This window comes from Sulfitobacter sp. W074, from assembly GCF_025142275.1.
Taxonomy (GTDB): domain Bacteria; phylum Pseudomonadota; class Alphaproteobacteria; order Rhodobacterales; family Rhodobacteraceae; genus Sulfitobacter; species Sulfitobacter profundi.
Genome location: NZ_CP081130.1, coordinates 1,370,165 through 1,391,646 on the forward strand (window position 1 = coordinate 1,370,165; position 21,482 = coordinate 1,391,646).

At 62.5% G+C, this 21,482-nt stretch carries 22 protein-coding genes, 1 tRNA gene and 1 other RNA gene; 14 read left to right on the forward strand and 10 right to left on the reverse strand.

Annotated elements, in window-relative coordinates; genetic code table 11:
• The first annotated feature begins 35 nt into the window (after positions 1-35).
• From dnaG to K3762_RS06790, 5 genes are all read left to right on the forward strand, one after another.
• On the forward strand, positions 36-2,036 hold the full coding sequence (gene dnaG, locus K3762_RS06770; RefSeq protein ID WP_132446124.1) for a DNA primase: 2,001 nt from the start codon (positions 36-38) through the stop codon (positions 2,034-2,036).
• Positions 2,037-2,172: 136 nt separating this feature from the next.
• The gene (gene rpoD / locus K3762_RS06775) at positions 2,173-4,155 is read left to right on the forward strand and encodes an RNA polymerase sigma factor RpoD (protein ID WP_120352171.1); all 1,983 of its coding nucleotides are present in this window, start codon (positions 2,173-2,175) and stop codon (positions 4,153-4,155) included.
• Between the two features lie 101 nt (positions 4,156-4,256).
• Positions 4,257-4,670 carry a hypothetical protein gene (locus K3762_RS06780; protein ID WP_240791652.1) on the forward strand — a complete coding sequence of 138 codons (414 nt, stop codon included), beginning with the start codon at positions 4,257-4,259 and terminating at the stop codon, positions 4,668-4,670.
• A 79-nt stretch (positions 4,671-4,749) separates the two neighbouring features.
• Entirely contained in the window at positions 4,750-5,229 is a 480-nt protein-coding gene (locus K3762_RS06785) for a hypothetical protein (RefSeq protein ID WP_132446122.1), read from the forward strand.
• Position 5,230: 1 nt separating this feature from the next.
• Positions 5,231-5,647: a secondary thiamine-phosphate synthase enzyme YjbQ gene (locus K3762_RS06790; protein ID WP_132446120.1), complete on the forward strand. Its 417-nt coding sequence runs from the start codon at positions 5,231-5,233 to the stop codon at positions 5,645-5,647.
• An 18-nt stretch (positions 5,648-5,665) separates the two neighbouring features.
• Here K3762_RS06790 and K3762_RS06795 read toward each other — a convergent pair whose 3' ends face one another.
• Positions 5,666-6,337, reverse strand: a complete 672-nt coding sequence (locus K3762_RS06795) for an SDR family oxidoreductase (protein WP_260012534.1) — start codon at positions 6,335-6,337, stop codon at positions 5,666-5,668.
• A 186-nt stretch (positions 6,338-6,523) separates the two neighbouring features.
• Here K3762_RS06795 and nrdR point away from each other — a divergent pair, with 186 nt between their 5' ends.
• Both nrdR and ribD read left to right on the forward strand, forming a co-directional pair.
• A complete protein-coding gene (nrdR, locus tag K3762_RS06800; protein WP_067264800.1) occupies positions 6,524-6,991 on the forward strand; it encodes a transcriptional regulator NrdR in 468 nt (155 codons plus the stop codon).
• 29 nt (positions 6,992-7,020) lie between these two features.
• A complete protein-coding gene (gene ribD / locus K3762_RS06805; protein WP_260012799.1) occupies positions 7,021-8,100 on the forward strand; it encodes a bifunctional diaminohydroxyphosphoribosylaminopyrimidine deaminase/5-amino-6-(5-phosphoribosylamino)uracil reductase RibD in 1,080 nt (359 codons plus the stop codon).
• A gap of 3 nt (positions 8,101-8,103) precedes the next feature.
• On the opposite strand, the gene K3762_RS06810 is transcribed toward ribD, so the two are convergent.
• The 3 genes from K3762_RS06810 to K3762_RS06820 form a co-directional block, all read right to left on the reverse strand.
• The gene (locus K3762_RS06810) at positions 8,104-10,128 is read right to left on the reverse strand and encodes a capsular polysaccharide biosynthesis protein (protein WP_260012536.1); all 2,025 of its coding nucleotides are present in this window, start codon (positions 10,126-10,128) and stop codon (positions 8,104-8,106) included.
• 9 nt (positions 10,129-10,137) lie between these two features.
• Entirely contained in the window at positions 10,138-11,271 is a 1,134-nt protein-coding gene (locus K3762_RS06815) for a polysaccharide biosynthesis/export family protein (RefSeq protein WP_205570909.1), read from the reverse strand.
• Positions 11,272-11,385: 114 nt separating this feature from the next.
• Positions 11,386-12,678, reverse strand: a complete 1,293-nt coding sequence (locus tag K3762_RS06820; protein WP_260012537.1) for a capsule biosynthesis protein — start codon at positions 12,676-12,678, stop codon at positions 11,386-11,388.
• A 128-nt stretch (positions 12,679-12,806) separates the two neighbouring features.
• Between K3762_RS06820 and K3762_RS06825 the strand changes: the two genes are divergently transcribed.
• The 4 genes from K3762_RS06825 to nusB all read left to right on the forward strand — a co-directional run bounded on the left by K3762_RS06825 (position 12,807) and on the right by nusB (position 15,630).
• Positions 12,807-13,394 (forward strand): riboflavin synthase, encoded by a 588-nt coding sequence (locus K3762_RS06825; RefSeq protein WP_120350675.1) that lies wholly within the window; start codon positions 12,807-12,809, stop codon positions 13,392-13,394.
• A gap of 81 nt (positions 13,395-13,475) precedes the next feature.
• Positions 13,476-14,600 carry a 3,4-dihydroxy-2-butanone-4-phosphate synthase gene (gene ribB, locus K3762_RS06830; protein ID WP_132446112.1) on the forward strand — a complete coding sequence of 375 codons (1,125 nt, stop codon included), beginning with the start codon at positions 13,476-13,478 and terminating at the stop codon, positions 14,598-14,600.
• A 5-nt stretch (positions 14,601-14,605) separates the two neighbouring features.
• Positions 14,606-15,157, forward strand: coding sequence for a 6,7-dimethyl-8-ribityllumazine synthase (locus K3762_RS06835; protein WP_243265002.1), 552 nt, complete (start codon positions 14,606-14,608; stop codon positions 15,155-15,157).
• Positions 15,154-15,630, forward strand: a complete 477-nt coding sequence (gene nusB / locus K3762_RS06840) for a transcription antitermination factor NusB (RefSeq protein WP_260012540.1) — start codon at positions 15,154-15,156, stop codon at positions 15,628-15,630. The genes K3762_RS06835 and nusB overlap by 4 nt, the downstream gene beginning before the upstream one ends.
• A gap of 58 nt (positions 15,631-15,688) precedes the next feature.
• Here nusB and ssrS read toward each other — a convergent pair.
• From ssrS to K3762_RS06855, 3 genes are all read right to left on the reverse strand, one after another.
• Positions 15,689-15,843: non-coding RNA, 6S RNA (ssrS, locus tag K3762_RS06845), on the reverse strand.
• Positions 15,844-15,919: 76 nt separating this feature from the next.
• Positions 15,920-16,696 (reverse strand): hypothetical protein, encoded by a 777-nt coding sequence (locus K3762_RS06850; protein WP_206054327.1) that lies wholly within the window; start codon positions 16,694-16,696, stop codon positions 15,920-15,922.
• On the reverse strand, positions 16,693-18,021 hold the full coding sequence (locus K3762_RS06855) for a hypothetical protein (protein WP_120350679.1): 1,329 nt from the start codon (positions 18,019-18,021) through the stop codon (positions 16,693-16,695). Before K3762_RS06855 ends, K3762_RS06850 begins: the two co-directional genes overlap by 4 nt.
• A gap of 89 nt (positions 18,022-18,110) precedes the next feature.
• Here K3762_RS06855 and K3762_RS06860 point away from each other — a divergent pair, with 89 nt between their 5' ends.
• The gene (locus K3762_RS06860; protein WP_260012541.1) at positions 18,111-18,587 is read left to right on the forward strand and encodes an MmcB family DNA repair protein; all 477 of its coding nucleotides are present in this window, start codon (positions 18,111-18,113) and stop codon (positions 18,585-18,587) included.
• Positions 18,588-18,683: 96 nt separating this feature from the next.
• Here K3762_RS06860 and K3762_RS06865 read toward each other — a convergent pair whose 3' ends face one another.
• A complete protein-coding gene (locus tag K3762_RS06865) occupies positions 18,684-18,872 on the reverse strand; it encodes a DUF6324 family protein (protein WP_067624462.1) in 189 nt (62 codons plus the stop codon).
• A gap of 362 nt (positions 18,873-19,234) precedes the next feature.
• Here K3762_RS06865 and K3762_RS06870 point away from each other — a divergent pair.
• Positions 19,235-19,311, forward strand: a tRNA-His gene (locus tag K3762_RS06870).
• Between the two features lie 181 nt (positions 19,312-19,492).
• Positions 19,493-19,948, forward strand: a complete 456-nt coding sequence (locus K3762_RS06875; protein WP_132446108.1) for a PRC-barrel domain-containing protein — start codon at positions 19,493-19,495, stop codon at positions 19,946-19,948.
• 80 nt (positions 19,949-20,028) lie between these two features.
• Here the strand turns inward: K3762_RS06875 and K3762_RS06880 are convergent, their stop codons facing one another.
• A complete protein-coding gene (locus K3762_RS06880) occupies positions 20,029-20,511 on the reverse strand; it encodes a PaaI family thioesterase (RefSeq protein ID WP_120350683.1) in 483 nt (160 codons plus the stop codon).
• A gap of 81 nt (positions 20,512-20,592) precedes the next feature.
• On the reverse strand, positions 20,593-21,459 hold the full coding sequence (gene metF, locus K3762_RS06885) for a methylenetetrahydrofolate reductase [NAD(P)H] (protein WP_120350684.1): 867 nt from the start codon (positions 21,457-21,459) through the stop codon (positions 20,593-20,595).
• Positions 21,460-21,482 lie beyond the last annotated feature (23 nt).

A 21,482-nucleotide genomic window follows, 5' to 3' on the forward strand; every position in this document is an offset into this window, starting at 1 on the left:
TGGACTCTGATCCGCCCCAGCCGGTATATGAAACCATGAGCCTGCCCCCTGGATTTTTGGAAGAACTGCGTGACCGCGCCAGCCTGTCTCAGGTGGTGGGGCGCAAGGTCATATGGGACAACCGAAAGTCCAATCAGGGCAAGGGCGACATGTGGGCGCCATGCCCTTTCCATCAGGAAAAATCCGCCAGCTTCCACGTCGATGACCGCAAGGGGTTCTACTACTGCTTTGGCTGCCACGCGAAGGGGGATGCGATCTCTTTCGTGCGCGAGACCGAGAATGTGAGCTTTATGGAGGCGGTAGAGATCATCGCCCGTGAAGTCGGCATGCCGGTGCCCAAGCAAGACCCGCGCGCGCAGGCCAAGGCCGACAAGCGCACGCAACTGGCCGAGGTCATGGAGCAAGCGGCGCAGTGGTTCCGCCTGCAATTGCGCACCGGCGCGGCGGGGGCGGCGCGGGACTATTTGATCAAGCGCGGCCTCTCGGAACAGGCGCAGGCGCATTGGGAGATTGGCTTTGCGCCGAACAGTTGGCAGGGGCTTTGGGATGCCCTCAAATCTAAGGGCGTGGCGGATGAGTTGATCCTTGGTGCGGGGCTGGCGAAACCCTCGTCCAAGGGGGGAAAACCCTATGATACTTTTCGCGGGCGCATTATGTTCCCGATCCGCGATGCGCGGGGGCGGGCGATTGCTTTTGGCGGTCGCGCGATGGACCCAGAGGACAAGGCGAAATACCTCAACTCGCCTGAGACAGAACTCTTCGACAAGGGCCGCAGCCTTTACAATGTGAAAGACGCCCGCGCCGCTGCAGGTCGGGGGCAGGCGTTGATCGTGGCCGAAGGCTATATGGATGTGATCGCCCTGCATGGGGCGGGGTTTGAAGGCGCCGTGGCCCCGCTTGGCACCGCGATTACCGAGAACCAGTTGCAGATGCTTTGGCGGATCGCGCCCGAGCCGATTATTACGCTGGATGGCGACGCGGCGGGCCAGCGTGCTGCGCTTCGGCTGATCGATCTGGCGCTTCCGCTGCTAGAGGCCGGGCAAAGCCTGCGTTTCGCGGTGATGCCCGAGGGGCAAGACCCCGACGATCTGCTGCGGGCCCAAGGGGCCGGGGCCTTGCAAAAGCTCTTAGACAGCGCCCTGCCCATGGTGCGCCTGCTGTGGCAGCGCGAGACCGAGGGCAAAGTCTTTGACAGCCCCGAACGAAAAGCGGCGCTGGATAAAAGTCTGCGTGAAAAGATCAAACTTATCCGCGATCCGTCGATCCGCAGCCACTATGGGCAAGAGATCAAAGACCTGCGGTGGGACCTCTTCCGCCCGCAAAAACAGCGCCCTGAATTCCGCCCCGTGGGCGGCAGGGGGCCGGGCAAGGGCGGGGGCAAAGGGGGCAAGGGTGCTCCATGGGGCGCGCCGCTGGCCCCTTTGGCGAGCACGAAAGCCTCGGCCCTCGTGGCGATGAGCGATGAACAGGTGGGCATGCATCTGCGCGAGGCGGTGATCCTCGTGGCCCTCGTGGACTGCCCGCAATTGGTCGAGACTTTCGAGACCGGGTTAGAGGCGATGCGCTGCGACGATCCCGACCACGCCCGGCTGCGCGATCTGCTGCTGCGCTTTGGCCATGCGGGTCAAGAGACGCTGCGCGATGAGATTTCCTATTCGCTGGGCTGGGAGACACTTGAAAACATGAAGGGGCAACGCCACGTTGCCATCACGCCCTGCATTCGCAATCCCGGCAACGTGGACATGACCCGCCTGACTGTGGCCGAGGAACTGGCCAAGCTGGATGCCGCCCGTGGGCTGAACGAAGAGATTGCCGAAGCCGTCGAAGACCTCAGTGGCCCGGCGGACGAGGGGGTAACCTGGCGTCTGAGCGAAGCGGCCCGCGCCGCCGACCTTGCCCGCCGCAGCGCGCAGGAAGAAAGCAACGGGGAATTCGACGTGGGCGACAACGGCATGACCATGGACCGCGATGAACGCAGCGCACTGGATGCGCTCTTGGGAACGATTAAATATGAGAAGTCGAAGGGTCGCGGATGAGGCATCAGCGTGGCCCATTTGCAGGACTTTTTGAAAATGCTGGGCAACGGGTTTAAGAATCACCAATAACCCCGCATGATTCGGAAAACCGAATCGTCTGCGGATGATTCGCGCTGACGCGCTGAAGGAGCATGAGATGGCTGCCAAAGATACGAATGACGACGCAAAGAGCAACGATTCAGAGGCTGGCCACTCGCTCGACATGAGCCAAGCCGCCGTGAAGAAGATGATCGGCGAGGCCCGCGAGAAGGGCTATATCACCTATGATCAGCTCAACACAGTGCTGCCGCCCGATCAGGTAAGCTCGGAACAAATCGAAGACGTGATGTCGATGCTGTCGGAAATGGGCATCAACATCATCGAAGACGAAGAGGCCGAAGAGGAAGAGAACAAAGGCTCGACCGAAGTCACGACCACCGAGTCCAACCGTGATGTGGCGTTGTCGTCTGGCACCTCTGAAAAACTCGACCGCACCGATGACCCGGTCCGCATGTACCTGCGCGAGATGGGCAGCGTTGAGTTGCTTAGCCGTGAGGGCGAGATCGCCATCGCCAAGCGGATCGAGGCCGGCCGCAACACGATGATCGCGGGGCTTTGCGAAAGCCCGCTGACGTTTCAGGCGATTACCATCTGGCGCGACGAACTTCTGTCCGAAGACATTTTGCTGCGCGACGTGATCGACCTTGAGGCGACTTTTGGCACGCAGATGGGCGATGAGGAAGAAACCACGCCGGTCGTGGCCCCTGCCGCCGGGACCGAGACCAAGAGCGAAGAAGCCAAGCCCGAGTACGACGCCGACGGCAACCCGATCTCATCCGACGACGACGACGATGAGGACGAACAGGCCAACATGAGCCTTGCGGCCATGGAAGCGGCGCTGAAGCCTCAGGTTCTCGAAGCGCTCGACATCATCGCCGACGACTACGAAAAGCTCAGCGCGATGCAGGACAGCCGTATCTCGGCCACGCTGAACGAAGACGGGTCTTTCACCAAAGATCAGGAAGCGATGTACCAAAAGCTGCGGTCCGAGATCGTGCTGTTGGTGAATGAACTGCACCTGCACAACAACCGTATCGAAGCCCTGATCGACCAGCTTTACGGCATCAACCGCCGCATCATGCAGATCGACAGCGCGATGGTAAAGCTCGCCGACCAAGCGCGCATCAACCGCAAGGAGTTCGTCGACAACTACCGTGGCTACGAGCTTGATCCCAACTGGATGGAGCGGATGGCCGAGAAGTCCGGTCGCGGTTGGCAGATGTTTATCGAACGCTCCAGCGACAAGGTCGAAGAACTGCGCGCTGACATGGCGCAGGTCGGTCAGTATGTCGGTCTTGATATCTCTGAATTCCGCCGTATCGTGCAGCAGGTCCAGAAGGGCGAAAAAGAAGCCCGTCAGGCCAAGAAGGAAATGGTCGAAGCGAACCTGCGCCTCGTCATCTCCATCGCCAAGAAGTACACGAACCGCGGCTTGCAATTCCTTGATCTTATTCAGGAAGGTAACATCGGCCTGATGAAGGCCGTGGATAAGTTCGAGTACCGCCGCGGCTACAAGTTCTCCACCTATGCGACGTGGTGGATCCGTCAGGCGATCACCCGTTCGATCGCCGATCAGGCGCGCACCATCCGTATTCCGGTGCATATGATCGAGACGATCAACAAGCTGGTTCGGACCGGTCGTCAGATGCTGCACGAAATCGGCCGCGAGCCGACGCCAGAGGAACTGGCCGAGAAGCTGCAGATGCCGCTCGAAAAGGTCCGCAAGGTGATGAAAATCGCCAAAGAGCCGATCAGCCTTGAGACGCCCATCGGCGATGAGGAAGACAGCCAACTGGGCGATTTCATTGAGGACAAGAATGCCGTGCTGCCGCTCGACAGCGCCATTCAGGAAAACCTCAAGGAGACCACGACCCGCGTGCTGTCCTCGCTCACCCCGCGGGAGGAGCGTGTCCTGCGGATGCGGTTTGGTATCGGCATGAACACCGACCACACGCTCGAAGAAGTCGGTCAGCAGTTCTCGGTCACCCGCGAACGTATTCGCCAGATCGAAGCCAAGGCACTGCGCAAGCTCAAACACCCGAGCCGTTCGCGCAAGCTGCGCAGCTTCCTTGATCAATAAAACGATGCGCGGCCCCGGTGGCCGCGTTTCCTTTTGCGGGGTGGGCCTTTGACCTGCCGCGCGCGCCGCTTACATCAATGGGATATCCCAAGGAGGATCCCATGATGCGCAAAACTCTCCTTACCCTTCTGTGCTTGGTGCTGCCGCTGCAAGCCGCCGCGCAGGCCTATCGGGCCGAGAATTGGTTGGTCGTCGTGCCCCTCACCGCGCGTGATTTTGAAGTGATCGAAGACCACGGCGCAGGCGCGCGTCACGTCTGGTGCGCCGCTGCGGAGTTTGCGCAGGATGTTTTGGGCCTGCCGCGCAGTGAGCGGCTTTTCATCAAAACGCCCCGTGGGCCGTCGCTCAGCGGTGTGGGCCGAACCGGCGTTGTTTTCACCACCGATCTCGAGCGGGTGAACGGCGATATCCGGCAGTCCTATTCCGTCACCCTGCGCCGCGCGGGAGAGAACCTGCCTAGCCACCATGCGCGCCAGTTCTGTTTGGACCACCTGATCGAGTTGGAAGATTTCTAGAGCCACACTCTGACCCAGACCGTTGTTTGCGCGGCACCTCGGGCCTATCCTGCGTGGGATGTTGCGGTGGATCAATCTCATGCGTCTCGTTCTTGCCAGCCTGTTTCTGACCCTCGGCGTCAGCCAAGCCGCTGCCCTTTGCGACGCAGGCAGCACCACGGTTTTGAGCTGTACGACCGGCAGGGGCACCAAGCAGTTGGATGTCTGTATCACCGGGGATCGCGTGACCTACCGCTTTGGCCCTCACACCGCGCCTGACCTGAGGCTGAGCGCTCCGATCAAGGAGGTCGCGCATCAGCCTTGGCCGGGGATTGGTCGCGCCATTTGGGAGAGCACGACCTTTCGCAACGGGGCGTTTTCCTATGAGGTCTACGGCGCATACGACAAGATTGATCAAACCAGCAATGGCGGTGTGACAGTGACCGAGCAGGGCCGAGAGATCGCGGCGCTTACCTGCGACAGCGGCACGGCGGAACTGGGGCTCTTTGCGCTCAGCGATGCGAAACAGGCGGCGGGCCAATGCTGGGACGCTGACGCGCAAAATTGGGGAGCCTGCTAAGATGCAGACTGTATTTACCGTCGAAACGCGCGGGCAGGCGCTCTACGAATTCACCGATGATGTGGCCCGCTGGCTTGCCGGGCAGGGGGAGGGGCTGCTGACGCTCCTTGTGCGGCACACCTCTGCCTCGCTGTTGATCCAAGAGAACGCCGATTCAGACGTGCAGCGCGACCTCTTGGCCTATTTCGCGCGGCTGGTGCCGCCTGCGGATGCGCCGCAAATGGGCTATCTCACGCATCTGTTGGAAGGGCCGGATGACATGCCTGCGCATATCAAAGCCTCGGTTCTGCCCGTCAGCCTCAGCATCCCCGTGGGGCGGGGGCGGATGATGCTGGGGACATGGCAGGGCATCTATCTGTTCGAGCACCGCAACGCCCCCCATCACCGCCAAATCGCGGCGCATTTCCGGCCCGACTGACGCCGGACCGGACCGGGCTTAGCCCGTCGGCATCAGATGGATTTCACGCACCGCCGCCCGCGCAGGCGCGTCGAGCGCATGCATGACGGCATTTGCCACGTCCTCAGGTTGCAGCTTGTCGGGTTTGGCCTCATCGAAAAAGGCCGTATCGACCATGCCGGGGGACACCACCATGCAGCGGCCACCCCATTCGGCCATCTCATCCGCCAGATTGCCCGCGAAGCCGTGGATGAACCATTTGGTGGCGCTATAAATCGAGCCTTGGATATGGCGCCGTCCTGCGGCAGAGCCGGTGACGACATATTGCCCGGTCGTTTTCCGCAGATGCGGCATGGCGGCGTGAGCGGTATAGAGCGCGCCCATGATATTGAGGTCTACCATCGCCTTCCAATCCTGCGGATCGCCCTTTTCGGTGCCCGCCGGGCTGGTGCCACGTCCGGCATTTGCGAATGCTGCATCGACCCCGCCAAAGTGATCGGCGAGCTTGTCGAGCGCCTGTTTCTGCGCGTCGTAATCGGTGGCGTCGCCCACGAGCACCAGCGCCTGATCGCCAATCTCATCGGCGAGGGCGTTCAGTTTCTCTTCGCTGCGGGCGAACAGGCCGATGTTCCAGCCCGCCATGGCTGCGGCTCGCGCGGTGGCCGCGCCGATCCCGCTGGAGGCACCGGTGAGGAAAAGTGTCTTGGTCATAGCATGCTCCGTTTATGTCCTTGGCTGACCAACGCAGGGGCATGGCGTTGGGTCCATGACACATTTTTGAACGCAACATCTAGCTGTGGAAATCTTCTCTACCCAAAACCTCGCGGCTCCCCTATAAGTTTTGACAAGAGGGCCGCGCGCCCCACAAGTGAGGCAGGATGAAGAGGGGGACGGCCCATGCGCTGCCCGTTTTGCGGAAATATCGACACCCAAGTGAAAGACAGCCGCCCGGCCGAGGATCACGTCTCGATCCGGCGCAGACGGTTTTGCCCGGCCTGCGGGGGTCGCTTTACCACTTATGAACGGGTGCAACTGCGCGATCTTGTGGTGATCAAAACCTCTGGCAAACGCGAAGACTTTGACCGCGACAAGCTGGAACGCTCGATCCGCATCTCCATGCAAAAGCGCCCCATCGATCCCGAGCGTATCGATCAGATGATCTCTGGCATCGTGCGGCGGTTGGAAAGCATGGGCGAGACCGACATCAGCTCGAAACACATCGGCGAGATCGTGATGGAGGCGCTGGCCCGGATCGACACCGTTGCCTATGTGCGTTTCGCCTCTGTTTACAAGAACTTCCAAGCCGCGGATGATTTCGATAAATTCGTCCAAGAACTGCGGCCCGACGCCCTGCCGGAAGAGTGACCGGCGATGGGGTGAGCGACGTGCGGTTCATGGCGCTGGCGCTGTCCTTGGGGCGGCGCGGGCAGGGCAATGTCTGGCCCAACCCGGCGGTGGGCTGTGTGATCACCCAAGGCACCCGGATCGTCGGGCGCGGTTGGACCCAGCCCGGCGGGCGGCCCCACGCCGAGCCGCAGGCGCTGGCGCAGGCGGGCGCTGCGGCGCGCGGGGCGACGGTCTATGTCACGCTTGAGCCCTGTTCCCACCACGGTAAGACACCGCCCTGCGCGCAGGCGCTGATCGACGCGGGCGTGGCCCGGGTGGTGATCGCGACGCAAGATGACGACGCGCGGGTGAACGGACGCGGCATCGCGATGTTGCGCGCGGCGGGGATCGAGGTCTCAGTCGGGCTGCACGAAGACGCGGCCCGCGCGGATAACGCGGGTTTCTTCTGCCGTACCGATTTGGGCCGTCCGATGCTCACGCTGAAGCTGGCCAATTCCTTTGACGGGCGCATCGCCACCGGTACGGGCGAGAGCCAGTGGATCACCGACGCCCCGGCGCGGCGGTTGACCCATGCCATGCGCGCGCGGCACGACGCGGTGATGGTGGGGGCAGGCACGGCGCGCAAAGATGATCCGAGCCTCACGGTGCGCGGCCTTGGCGTCGCCCAGCAACCGGCCCGCGTCGTCGTCTCGCGCAGGCTTGACCTGCCGCTGATGGGGCAGTTGGCGCGGACGGCGGCAGAGGTGCCGTTGATCCTCTGCCATGGGGCGGATGCCGATCCGGCCTTGGTCAAAGCGTGGTCCGATCTGGGGGCCACGATGCTGCCCTGCGCCGCGCGGGGGGCGCAATTGAACCCCAGTGATGTGTTGCGGCAACTGGCGGGCCATGGGCTCACCCGTATCTTCTGCGAGGGCGGCAGCGCCTTGGCCGCGTCCTTGATTGAGGCGGATTTGGTCGATCGGCTGGTGGGCTTTACCGCTGGGCTGGTGATCGGCGCCGAAGGTCTGCCGGGGATCGGAGCGCTCGGTCTTTCGCGGCTGGCCGAGGCGCCGCGCTTTGCCCTGCAATCGAGCCAGCAGATCGGGCCGGACTTGCTGCACGTTTGGCGTCGGAACGCGGCCGACTAAACGCTACCGCCGCCAGAGGTGGCTCTGGCTGGCAAAGACCCCTTGAAGTTTCGACAGCAGCCGGTTGCCCAGCCCGGCGCGGGGCAGGCTGCCGGAAGCCAGCCGTTCGACCACCACTTCGACGGGGCAGGGCAGGCCGCTTAGCGGATCGCGGTAGCGCGGGTAGTCGATGAGGGCAGCATGGACCAGCCCTTCCAACGTCGGTTGCGCCCGGCGGCGGGGCGGCACATCGCTCCGGTCTTCGGTCAGCCCCCAGCCTGCGTAAAAAGGCGCGCCCATGGTCACGACCGGGACGCGGCGCAGCAGGGCTTCGAACCCCAAGAGCGAGGTCATGGTCCAAACCGCATCGACCTGATCCAAAAGCGCCATCGGGTCGGCGTGGTGCAGGATCAGATCGGCGTCGCCCGCCTCGGTCGCGCCTTTGCGCAGGCCCGCTTCGACATCGGGGTGGGGTTTGTAGAGGATCACGGCATCCGGGTTGGCGGCGCGGGCGGCGGCCAGCAGGGCCGCGTTGCTGCGCACGGTGTCTGTGCCAGTGAGGATCGAAGCGTCATCTTCCACCTGACCGGGCACAAGGATGCGGCGTCCCGCTGGCAGATCGGGCGCGGCGCCGCCAAGGTTGTATTTACTCAGCCCCGCGCCGGTGAGCCTGTCGATCAACGCGCGGGCGCGGGCCAGTTGATCGGGGCGCAATTCGGCGCGTATTTCGATCCATTTTTCCAGACGGCTTGGCCCTTGGGGGTCGTAGTAGATGCCCAGATCATCGCAGACCAGCGACAGGGGCGGGACCAGTTCGGCCCCCAGCCCGCGGGAGCGGAGAAAGCCATCCTCCACCCTCAATGCGCCTTGGGGCGCGGTCTCTGCCTGGTTGGCCCAGACCATGGCGCGACGGGGCGGCTGCGGCGTCTCTGCCGCGCCTTTGCGAAAGCGAAGCGGCGTTGACGCGCCAAAGAATTGCTGCAGCGGGCGGCGTTTCCACAGGCGCATGCCCCATGCGTCCCAACCGGGGTGATCTTCCCGCCACGCGCGGGCATGTGCTGTGAGCGCGGCAAGAGCGGTCTCGAAACTGCCGAGCCGGTCGCGGTAGGGGTCGTACCACGTGGGATAGAGGATCATCGCCGCCGCAAAGAGCTGCGCGCGGCTAAGGCGGCGCTGGCGGCGTTGGACGGGAAATTCATCCTCCGTCAGCCCCCAGCCCGCGTAGAAAGGCTGGCCAAAGACGCGCGGCCTGTGCCCGGCAAAGATCGCCTCGAACCCCATTTGCGAGGAAACGGTATAGACGCCGACAGCGCCTTCGAACAACGCCCAAGGGCTGATGGGATCGGTCTGCAGGGTGATCCGGTCGTTGGTATCCTCGGGGCCGAAATGGCCGGGACGATATCCCTGCGCGGTCTCTGGGTGAGTCTTGATGATGACCCGCGCGCCGGGGTGTTCTTCTTGCGCGAAGACGAGCATTTCCAGAAACCGTGCGCGATCCGCCCCCGAAGCGGTGACCGAAGCGTCGCCGCGGGTCTGGTCGATCACCAGCACATAGCCCGGTTCAGGGGCAGGGGTGCCGAGGTCAAAGCCCGCGTATTTGGTCAGATGCGCCTCGGCCAACTGCGCCATGCCGCCCCGCGCGCGGTCCAGTAGGGCGGTGTTGTCCAGCGGATGATGGGCAAGAAGTTCTTCAAGGTCAGAAGGTTGGGCGGGGTCGAAATGGGCGCCCCGGCTGTCGATCAGCAGCCCCAAGGGCGGCTCTCCGGCGCGGCCGGGGTGGAGGGAGCGCAGCCATGCGTCCTCCACACGGATCACCGGCACGCCGCGCTTTGCCGCCACCGCCAGCCCGCGATGCGCGGTGGGGGAGTTGCCCCAGACCGCCACGGCATCATCGGGGCCGGGCAGGCCAAGACGCAAGGAATGGCCCGACAGCTGCAAAATGCGCCGCACCCGCCGCTGCGTCAGAAACCCGCCGTTATATACGAAAAGCCGCCGGCTCCTTTCGGGACCGGCGGCAGAGTATTGGTATGGGTCAGCTTCAAAGGCCACCGGCGTGGATCAGCCGCTGGTGAGCGATGAGATGCTGTCGGCCGAACTTGCCGTGCCTGTGATGGCCGAAATCACCTTGCTCCACTGGGTGAAGGGGGCTTCGGTCACATAGATCGTGTCACCGTCGCGGATAACGAAGTCACGGGCCATGAACATGCCGTTGGGCTTGGTCAGATCGGTCACATAGACCATACGCTGCGCGCCGGTCAGATCACTGCGGCCCAACACCTGTTCGGCAACTGCTTCCGGCTCGTTGCGGAAGACGAAGACGCCGGTTGGGTCAGCCGAGATCGGGCTCAGCCCGCCGACCTGTGCGATGCCTTCGAGCAGTGACAGGTTTTGCGATTCAAACGGCACGCGGGCCTGACCGCCTGTGGCGCCAAGTGCGGTGAATGAACGTGTATCCTCTTCGACCAAGATACGGTCGCCGGGGCGTAGCGCGATATCGAGTTCGGGGTGATCATAGAGGTCTTGGAACCAGATTTTGCCCCGCTGCCCGCCACGGATCACGGTGACCTGAGCGATTTCGGGAATGATGGTCACACCGCCTGCGCGGGCCAGCATGGCGGCCAGCGTGCGGGTGGGGCGTTCGATGGGATAGACGCCCTGCGCGCCGATGGAGCCAATCAGCGACACGGTTGAGCCATCGCCTGCCGCGCGGCGCACTTCGACCTGCGGGTCGGGGGTCTGTTCGCCCAATTTTTGGGTGATGATGCGGCGGATGGCCTCGGGCGTGTTGCCCGCGGCGCGGATGCGGCCCGCGTAGGGAATAAAGATAAAACCCGCGCCATCGACCTGCACTTCTTCCAGCAGGGTGGCAGGGGCACCTTCGACACCCAGTAGCGGATCGTCGACGTTTTCGTAAACGGTGATGCCAAGGATGTCGCCCGGTTGGATCGTGTCAGAGCCGACCCGGCCTGCGTTTTTAAAGCTTTCGGAAAAGCCAAGCGCGGGGGCCACGGCGGTGGCACGGGTGACGCGGTCGTTCACGCTGACGACAAAGGCATCGCCCTCGCGCTGAACGGAGCCTGCATAGATTTGGCGCTTGTTCGGCCCGACCTGCGGCAAACCACAAGATGAGATGACGGCCACTGCCGCCAGTGCTGCGACGGGACGCGCCCACCGGAAAGATACGGATTTCACTGCCCGGTCTCCTCGACCTGAAATATCTGCCTCGAAATCGCCAATTGTTTTGGCGTATTACTTTGCAACTTAGCGCAGCCTAACGAAAAAATCTACAGGCCGGAATGGGTTAACTCAGGTGACGACCCGCAACTGTTGCCGAGGGGCCGCGGTGCCCTGTTCCAGCGCGTCATATGGATCGTCGGGCGCGAGCATCATATCGACCACTTGGCGCAGCAATTGCCGCCGCCCCCGCGCGGCATAGAACCCGCCCGGAACCTGAGAAGTTTCAAGGAGATAGCGGCGGTAGTCCTTATAGGCGCGGTTGTCGGGGCGGCTGGCCGTGGCAAAGAAATCCGGCAAAGGCTGGTCCGACACGAATTCTGGCTGGGAATAGACCGCCCGGCCAAAGACCTTGAGGGGGATGCCGCGCCAAAGCACCTGTTGCCCGGCGGTGGAGTTCACTGTCACAGCACTGCGCGTGTCGTTCAAAAGCTGTGCCAGCTTGCCGCCGCGGACAAAATGCACCCGGTCTGAAACGCCGAAGGCGCGTGCCAGCCGTTTGACATCGCGCCGCACGGGGACGCGGCCATCCTCCAACGGATGCGCCTTGATGACAAGGTGGTGGTGCTGCGGCGCGCCCTTGGCAAAGCCTTCGATCACCAACTCTAGGAAATCGGCCATCGTGTCGAAGGGTGAATGCTTTTGGAAAGAGGAATCATGCTCAAGTTGCAGCAGCGCCAGATGATAGGGAAAGCCGCCCAGCCGGATTTTTAGCGTCGCCAGCAAACGGTCGGCGGCCAGCACCGGCATCAGCAGCAGGCGCTTGAGGTAGAGGCGGAATTCCTTGGTCACCGGCAGGCTGCGGTGGGGTTTGAAATTGCGGTAGTCGCCGTTTCGGAACATCACGAACCAATGGTAAAGCGCGCCGTAAAAGATGTGGTGCCGCATGTCGCCCCAGTGGCCGGGGGGCAGCGGGGCTTCCATGTCCGACCGCGCCAGCGCTGCCTGCATCTGCGGAATGGTCATCTCCATCAGGCGCGAGTTGCCGTTTGAGCCGCCGCGCTCATAGGTGACCCAATAGGGCCGCATATAGCCTTCCTCGAAAACATGCACGGTGATGCCGCGGCGCTTGGCCTCGGCCACCGCTTCGGCGTGGATGGGCCGTGTGTCACCATAAAGCACGATGTCGGTGACCTGTTTTTGCTCTAACAGAGTGGCGAAAACGCTCGGCCAGTCCTCAACCGTGCCGCGATAGGGGATGTAGGTCGACGGATGAAACCAAAAGGCCCGGTCGCCCGCGTTGAACCCTACGCGCCAGACCTCAGCGCCCGCCCGGCGCAGCATCTTGCCCAGACTGTTGAAGAAAGGCCCATGCGGGCCTTGCAGGAACAGGAAGGTGCGGGCGGGGGCAGCGGTCACGGTCATACGGGTCCTAAATCGGCGTGTTTTACCCTTAACCACCATATAATAGGGGCGACAATGTGGCGTCACCCGCTCTTGCCTGTGGCGGTGCGCGGGTTTACCACTGCGCCAAACAGCAAAGGAGCCTATCCATGTTCACCGGCATTATCACAGACGTTGGCAGCGTGACCAAGCTGGAACAGGAAGGCGACCTGCGCGCGCGCATTCAGACCGGCTATGACACCAGCAGCATCGACATGGGCGCGTCAATCGCCAGCGACGGGGTCTGCCTGACGGTCGTGGGGCTGGGCGATGATTGGTACGAGGTACAGATCAGCGCCGAGACGGTGGCCAAGACCAACCTAGGCCAGCATTGGGCCGAAGGGCGGCGCGTGAACCTTGAACGCGCGTTGAAGGTGGGCGATGAGCTGGGCGGGCATATCGTCTCGGGCCATGTCGATGGCGTGGCCGAGATTACCGAGATGAAAGATGAGGGCGACAGCACCCGCGTGACGCTGCGCGCGCCGAAGGATTTGGCGCGGTTCATCGCGCCCAAGGGTTCCGTGGCGCTGAACGGCACCTCGCTGACGGTGAATGACGTCGAAGGCTGCGATTTTGGCATTAACTTCATTCCGCATACCAAAGAGGTGACCACTTGGGGTGACGCCAAGGTTGGCGATCTGGTCAACCTCGAAATCGACACGCTGGCGCGCTACGTCGCGCGGCTGAACGAGATGTGACGCGGCGCCCTTCGGGGCACGCTCTGGCCAAGCGGCGCAGGTCAGGCTAAGAGCCGGGCAACAGATAGATGGAAGCAGCCGATGCAATTTGACAAACCCGGACCGGTCGAGACAGGGCTGAGCGACGCGATTTCGCCGATCGAAGACATCATCGAAGACGCGCGCCAAGGTCGCATGTTCATTCTGGTGGACCATGAGGACCGCGAGAACGAAGGCGATCTGGTGATCCCGGCGCAGTTTGCCGATGCCGCGGCGATCAATTTCATGGCGACCCATGGGCGCGGGTTGATTTGCCTGCCGATGACCTCGGCGCGGGTTGATCATCTGGGCCTGCCGATGATGGCGGTGAACAATTCGTCTCGGCATGAAACGGCCTTTACCGTCAGCATCGAAGCACGCGAAGGCGTGAGCACGGGCATTTCTGCGGCAGACCGTGCGCTGACCGTGGCGGTGGCGATCTCTGAGCAAGCAGGCTCGGCGGATATCGCGACCCCCGGCCATGTCTTCCCACTGCGCGCCCGCGATGGTGGCGTGCTGGTGCGGGCAGGGCATACCGAAGCGGCAGTCGATATTTCGCGACTTGCGGGGCTGCACCCTTCGGGCGTGATCTGCGAGATCATGAAAGATGATGGCGAAATGGCGCGTCTGCCGGATTTGGTGGAATTCGCCGCCGAGCATAAGCTTAAGATCGGCACGATCAGCGATCTGATCACCTACCGCCACAAACACGACAACCTGCTGGTGGAACGTGACAGCCGCACCGTGACCTCGGCTTATGGTGGAGACTGGCAGATGCGGGTCTTCTCTGACGAAATCACGGGCACTGACCATGTGGTGCTGACCAAGGGCGATATCTCAACCCCCGAGCCGGTGCTGATCCGGACCCATGCGATCAACGCGCTGGAAGACATTCTGGGCCTTGGCCCCAGCCCGGCGGATGAATTGCCCCGCGCGATGCAGATCATCGCCGATGAAGGGCGGGGGGCCGTGGTGCTGTTCCGCGACCCTTACCCGCGTCTGCGGCTGGATGCAGAAGACGATGAGCGCCCGCGCACCATCAAACGCACCGGGCTGGGCGCGCAGATCCTGTCGTCGATGGGCCTGCATGAGTTGGTCCTGCTGACCGACAATCCCGACACGCGCTATCTGGGCCTTGATGCCTATGCGCTGGAAATCGTGGGCACCCGGCCCATCACCACGGAGTAATCGCCATGGCTTCCGCCGAAGAACACACCATCCTGCCGCGCCCGGAATTTGATGAGCCGGTGAAGCTGCTGATCGTTGTCTCGCCCTATTACTCGGACATCGCGAACGGCATGTTGACCGGCGCCAAGGCCGAGCTTGAGGCCGCCGGTGCTACCTATGAAGTGATAGAGATGCCCGGCGCGCTGGAGATTCCCACCGCTATCGGCATTTCCGACCGGGGCAGTAATTTCGACGGCTATGTCGCGCTTGGCTGCGTGATCCGGGGTGAGACGACGCATTATGAAACCGTCTGCAACGACAGCAGCCGCGCCTTGCAACTGCTTGGTCTGCAAGGGCTTTGCATCGGCAATGGCATCCTGACCGTCGAGAACAAGAAACAAGCCGAGGTCCGCGCCGACCCTGAGGGGCAAAACAAAGGTGGCGGGGCGGCGGCTGCGGCCTTGCATCTTATCGCGCTCGCTCGTAAATGGGGCCGCCAGAGCAAGGGCATCGGGTTCAAGCCATTCGGGCAGGACACTTTGATGGCCGGCGACACGGATGGATCAAACCTCGCATGACCAGCAACGCGCTTTCGGGCAATCAGAAACGTAAGATGAAGTCGGCCTCGCGGCTCTATGCCGTGCAGGCGCTGTTCCAGATGGAACATTCCGCGCAGACGGTCGATGTCGTGCGTCACGAGTTCATCGACCACCGTTTCGGCGCCGTCTATGAGGGCGACGAAATGCATGAGGGGGATGTCGATCACTTCTCTCGCGTGCTTGAAGATGCGGTGAACTATCAGGCACCGATCGACCAGATGGCCAACCGTGCCATCGTCGCCAAATGGGCCATCGCCCGGATCGACCCGACCCTGCGTGCACTGTTCCGCGCCGCCGGTGCCGAGTTCCGCCATGATGAGACGCCGCCGCGCGTGGTGATCAAGGAATATGTCGACGTGGCGCATGCGTTCTTCCCCGAAGGGCGCGAGCCGAGCTTTGTGAACGCCGTGCTCGACCACATGGCACGCGAGGCCCGTCCCGAAGCGTTTTAAACGCAAGGGAAAGTGGCCCCGAGGGGCCATCAACCACATCATTATCTTGGGAAAAGTGACGGGAACCGCGCCTGCCGCTGCTGTTTTATATTCCCGAGGACCTGTATGTACAGGTGGGCGCCAGGTAACCGAACCAGGGCTCGGACAGAGCCAGCTCCCTCGGATTTGCTTAAGGCCACTGGAATGTAACGTTCACGAACAGGGCAGAACCCGTCGACCCCCGATGTAGGGTCCATGGGGGGCTGCGGCAAGGGGGCGAAGGTGGATTTGCAAAACTTCTGCGCTCCGCTCAGTCCTCAGAAGGGATAAAGCCATAGCGGCGTAACTCTTCCGGCAGCAGCACGTAGATTTCATCGGGCGGGGTGACCAGCGCATGCTGCATCACCAGCGGGTCTACCCCCATGTCATCCAGATAGCGCATCACCTCTCCTTGGCCGCGTTGGATATCCTCAACGGCGACAAAGGCGGGCAGGATCGTGCTTTCGCCAAAGTAGTGCTGATGCACCCCGACCGAGGCGCTGTCGGGGACAGTGCGTGCCTCGCCTGCGGCCAGCAGGTAGGGGCAGGCGGAATAGCAGATGTCGCCCTCACGCAGCGCGGTGTCAAACCCTTCGCGGCGCAGGTAGCGGCCCAGTTCCAGCGCATCGCGGACCGACCCGCCGGGGGAGTTGAGATAGATTTCCTCGGGCGCGGGGGTAAGCTCCGCCAATTGCTTGGCGATCCGCTCTGCATCGCCTGCTTCGATGGTGCCTTCTAACAATGCCGCGCGACCGCCAGAGACGGGCGTCAGGATCAGCCGGTCGGGCAGGGCGGTATCGGGCATCGGCTGGCCGGGATTTGGCGCGCGATCGGGGCGAAAGCGGCGGGTCTGGTCGCCGGGGCGGATGGGCTCGGTCAGTTCCGGTGCGCGCGGGCCAAAGCCGGGCAGGCGCAGTCCTTCGCCTAAATCGCCCCAGAACAGCAGCACCGCGAGGCCCAGTTGAAAGATCAGCACGCCGATCAGCACCCGCCCGACGATGGGCGGGCGGCGGGTGCCTTCCATTTCTTCCGAAGTCTCCTCGCTCATGTGCTTTTTATCGGCGTGACGTGGCCGGGAGCGTCTTCACGCACGCTCTCATTGGGCAAAGGGGCGGCTTCGGCGGTGGGGCGTTTGTGGGCGGGGCTTTCTTGCATCGCCACATCGACATCGCGCACGGCGGCCAGTGCTGCGCGCAGCTCGGCAAGGGTCAGCGTGTCTTCGACCGCGGCCCCCTCGCGGCCAGAGCGGATCGCGCCTTGGGTAATGGCGAGGATCATCACCAGCACGGCGGGCAACAGGTCAATCGCAATCGCACCGGCCCAAGAGGGTACGAAGTTGCGCGCATAGAGGATCACCGCATCGGCGCTGGAAATCGGGGTATAGGTCGTGTCGGCGGCGGGCGGCATGGCCTGCACATCCTGCGCCGCGCGTTCCAATGTCGCTGCGCGCTGCGCCAGCACTTCGAGCACCGAGGTGATCGTTGCGCCCTGCGCCCCGCGCTGTTCTTCGTTGCTGCCGTCCAGTTCCGGCAGCACGACGGAGGCCGCCAAATCCTGCGCCGCGCGTTCAACCAGTGGTGCGACCGAAAGTTGCCGCAAACGGGTGATCAGACCGGCAAGGCGCACGGCCTGTTCGGAAAACTCGACCGAGCGTGCTTGGACCGGGCCGGGCTCTACCGTCAGCGCGCGCATCCGGCTGAGGATTTGGTTGCCCTCTGCAAAGGCGTCATTCACCAGCGGGGTCTGCGTGGCGATCTGCGCCTCTAGCCCTGCCAATTCCGCCGATTTCTGCCGCAGGACACGGAACACCGCGCCGCGCCCGGCAAGGCCCGAAAGGCTGCCCGCGGCCTCTTGTTCGCTCAGGTCCTCGAAACTCTGTCTAACCCGCGCCACGTCACGCTCAAGCCCTTGTGCGGAAAGGGCAATTTCATGGGTGCGTTCTAGCGCGCCTTGGTAGTCTTGCACCGTTTCGGCCAGATGCTGTTCGACCGCCGCCGACCCGGCCAGCGCCGCGGCGTTCAGCCAACTCGACATCGCGATGATCGCCACGGAGCCGAGACCCATCGCCCCCAAAAGCCCCATCCGCGCCCGTGTCGTGCGCACGGCAGGGAAGAGCCGCAGGAGATAGGACCAAAAGACGAAGATACCGACCGAAACCGCCACGGAATAGGCGATCGCGGCAAAGGCCGACATGGCGCCGTTGTCATCAAGCAGTGAGGAAACGCCAAGGTAGGTGTAGATGCCCGAGGCCACGGCGAGGACACCAAGCGCCGTGCCTGAGAATGTGTCGAGCCATGTCAAATGGCCCTCCAATTCACGGGCATAGCGCACCCCGCGCGCCTGTGTCTCACTCATCGGTTCGCGTTGTGCCATGGGCCCCCCTCGCTTTGCTTGTTTGAAGATAGGGGGTTGTGCGGGAAATACCAAACTTTCCGGTTTGGGCTCTTGCGAATGTTCACCAAATGTTCATATTTGTCGCTATGATGGAAAACGAGATACGACAGTTCCAACCCGGTCAGCTTCTGGCGCGGGGGGTGATGCGGCATTTGGCCGATCTGGGTTTCGCCTCTGTTGAGGAACTGGTGCCAACGCGCGGCCTGCGGGTGGACGTGATTGCACTTGGCCCCAAGGGGGAGATTTGGATCGTCGAATGTAAATCCTGCCGCGCCGATTTCATGGGTGATGCAAAATGGGAGGGCTATTTGGAATGGGCGGACCGGTTCTTTTGGGCCGTCGACAGTGATTTTCCGGTCGAGCTGCTGCCGGAGGAAAGCGGCCTTATCATCGGTGACGCCTATGGGGCAGAGATCGTTCGGATGAGCGATGAGACCAAGCTTGCGCCCGCCCGGCGCAAGGTGATGGTGCAAAAATTCGCGACCCATGCCGCCCGGCGCCTGCATCGGCTGCGCGATCCAGATATGGTGCCGAACTGGTCTTGATTGTGGGGCCGGGCGGAGGTTGTGCTTCGAAGGGGTGCCTTGGCAGAGCGCTGGAAGAACGCAATGCCCTGCAGGCTACCGCTCCCTCAAAGGGGCTTAACGCCCCTTTTTGCCCGCGCGGTTCGCTGCGGCCATGATTTCTTCGGCGATTTCGCGGGCTTCCTCGGGCGTGAAATCCATCGGAATTTCAACGCCGTCCCCTTCGACAAAAAGGCGGACCATGCCTTTGTCGGTCGGGCCGATTTGCAGGTTTGCTTCGATATCGCGTTCGGTGTCGATGCCCATGGGAGCCTCCGGTTTGGTGGGGCTTATCGCTAGCGCGGCGTGGCAGAAAAGGCAAGGGATCTTGCGGTGTTGCGGGGCTTTGGGGACCAAGATTCGGCAAGGTGCGGATGCCTGCGGGAAACGCTGACCTTCTATGCGGCGCGTGGTGGGCTACAATGCCGTTTTCTGGCACACCTCTGAGCCGAAAGGACTGAAGAAGGCGAGGTTTAAGGGCAGGGGCGCAAGAACCAATGGCCAGCCGCCGAAGTTTCCCCCGGAAAAGGTGACGCTCGGGATGACGCGAAAATTCTGCCCAAAACCGACCATTCTTCTGTCCCTGAGGTCTTGCATTCCTCTGCCACGGGCGCTAAATCCGCCCCAGTGCCGCCTTAGCTCAGTTGGTTAGAGCGCTTGATTGTGGATCAAGAGGTCCCTGGTTCGAGACCAGGAGGTGGTACCATCCCCCCCCTTTAGTACATCGGTCACTCTTTCCAGCGAGGCTGGCACCTGTCCGCGAGGGCTGGCCGCGCGGTGCCGCACCAGCGTTTCCGCCCTAATCCATAGTTAATTTTAGCTTTTTCTGGAACGTTAATTCGCAGCTTTCGTTGTGACCACAGCAATTAACGAAAGAGGAGAGAGACATGAAAACGCTCACAGCCAGCACCCTTGCCCTGACAATCGCAGGCACCGCCGCTTTCGCAGAGGCCCATATGGTCGACCATTCCAACCTCGACAGTGTGGCGATGAACGAGATGCGCGGCGATCTGATCCGCTCGCGGGATATCACCGGTGGAGAGATCTTCACCATCAACGAAGCCGGCGACGAATGGAGCCCCAACACGGCATATTCCGAAATCGGCACCGACTGGAACGAGATCGGTGAGATCGAAGACATCGTTCTGTCCAAAAACGGCCAAATGGTCGGTATCGTGGCCGAAGTCGGTGGTTTCCTCGATATTGGTGACAAACATGTCATGATTTCCACGCCCGACGTGAACCTCGTGGCGGTCGACGACCAAACCTATGCCTATGTCACCCGCCTGAGCGAAGAAGAACTGGAAGCGCTGCCCAGCGTTGACGAAGGTTTCTGGGACTGATCTGAACGGTTAACTCTTTGCCGAAAGAGTTTTGACCCCGGCGTGGCGTCGTCCACGCCGGGGTTTTTTCATGGATGGCGTTAGCCCAACTTCATCACGATGCAGGTGGTTGAGCCGGTGGCATAGAGTTTGCCATCCTCGACCCCGCGTATTTCACCATGCGCCACACCGGTGGAGCGGCCTACGTGATCGGTCACGCCGATGCAGTCGATCTCCATCCCCAAGGGCAGGCCCCGCAGGATATTAATCTTGTATTCCAAAGTGGTATAGACCGAGCCGCGCGGCACTTTCGTCATCACCGCGCAGGCCATCGCCGAATCGAGCAGCGTGCCATACCAGCCGCCATGCACCGTGCCCATCGGGTTGGTCATGGCGAAGCTCGGCGCGCCGCGAAAGATGATGCGGCCCTCTTCGACCGAATGCAGCGCATAGCCCATGGTTTGGCCGATGGGCGGGCCGGGGTTGGTGCCGTCGAGGATGGCCTGCATGAACTCCAGCCCCGACAGTTTCAGGGCCTCGGATTGGGACAAAAGGTCAGCAGGGCTTTGGGCGATGCGGGGCATGGTCTTCTCCGGCAGATGAATTTCGCCGGAGGATACGCCCGAAGGGGGCAGGGGCAAGCCCCTGCGCCCGAGGTGCCAAGTTTACGCGACGTCCGACAGATCAACCTGCGGTGTCACACCGATGGCGCGGCAAACATCGCGGGTCAGTTCGGCGCGGTTGAGCGTGTAGAAATGCAGTGCGTCCACGCCCTCGTCGATCAATTCGCTGCACAGTTCGGTGCACATGGCTTGGGCCAGCAGGTCATGACGGTCATCGCGGATCGCCGCTTCATAGGCTTGGTCGACCCATTCCGGGATGGGCGTGCCACATTTGACGGCGAATTTGCGGGCTGAGGTCCAATTCACCACTGGCAGGATGCCCGGCGTGATCGGTTTGTCGATGCCTGCTTTGACGCAGGCGTCGCGGAAGCGCAGAAAGGTATCGGCTTCAAAGAAAAACTGGGTCAAGGCCTCATCCGCGCCCGCGTCGAACTTGCGTTTCAGCCAATCGATATTGGCCTGCTGGTCGGCCGCTTCGGGGTGCGGGTCGGGGTAGGCGCCCACTCGGATGGTGAATTTGCCGGTTTTCGCCAGCGCCTCGATTAACTCGCAGCTATCGGCAAAACCTTCGGGGTGGGGCGCGAATTTGTCGGTGCCCGCCTGCGGATCGCCGCGCAGGGCGACGATGTCTTTGATGCCCGCTTCGGCGAATTTATCGGCGACTTCCATGGTTTCCGCGCGGCTGGCCCCCACGCATGTCAGGTGCCCGGCGACAGGCAGACCGGAGGTACGGTGCAGCACATGTGCCGAATCATGGGTCAGATCCCGGGTCGTGCCACCCGCGCCATAGGTGACCGAGAAGAAACGCGGCGCCAGTGGGGCCAGCGCCTGAGCTGCATCCCACAGTTTGAACGCCGCGCCGACGGTGCGGGGCGGGAAGACTTCGAAGGAAACGGCAGGCGTGGTCATTGAGAGATCCTTTTGGCGGTTTC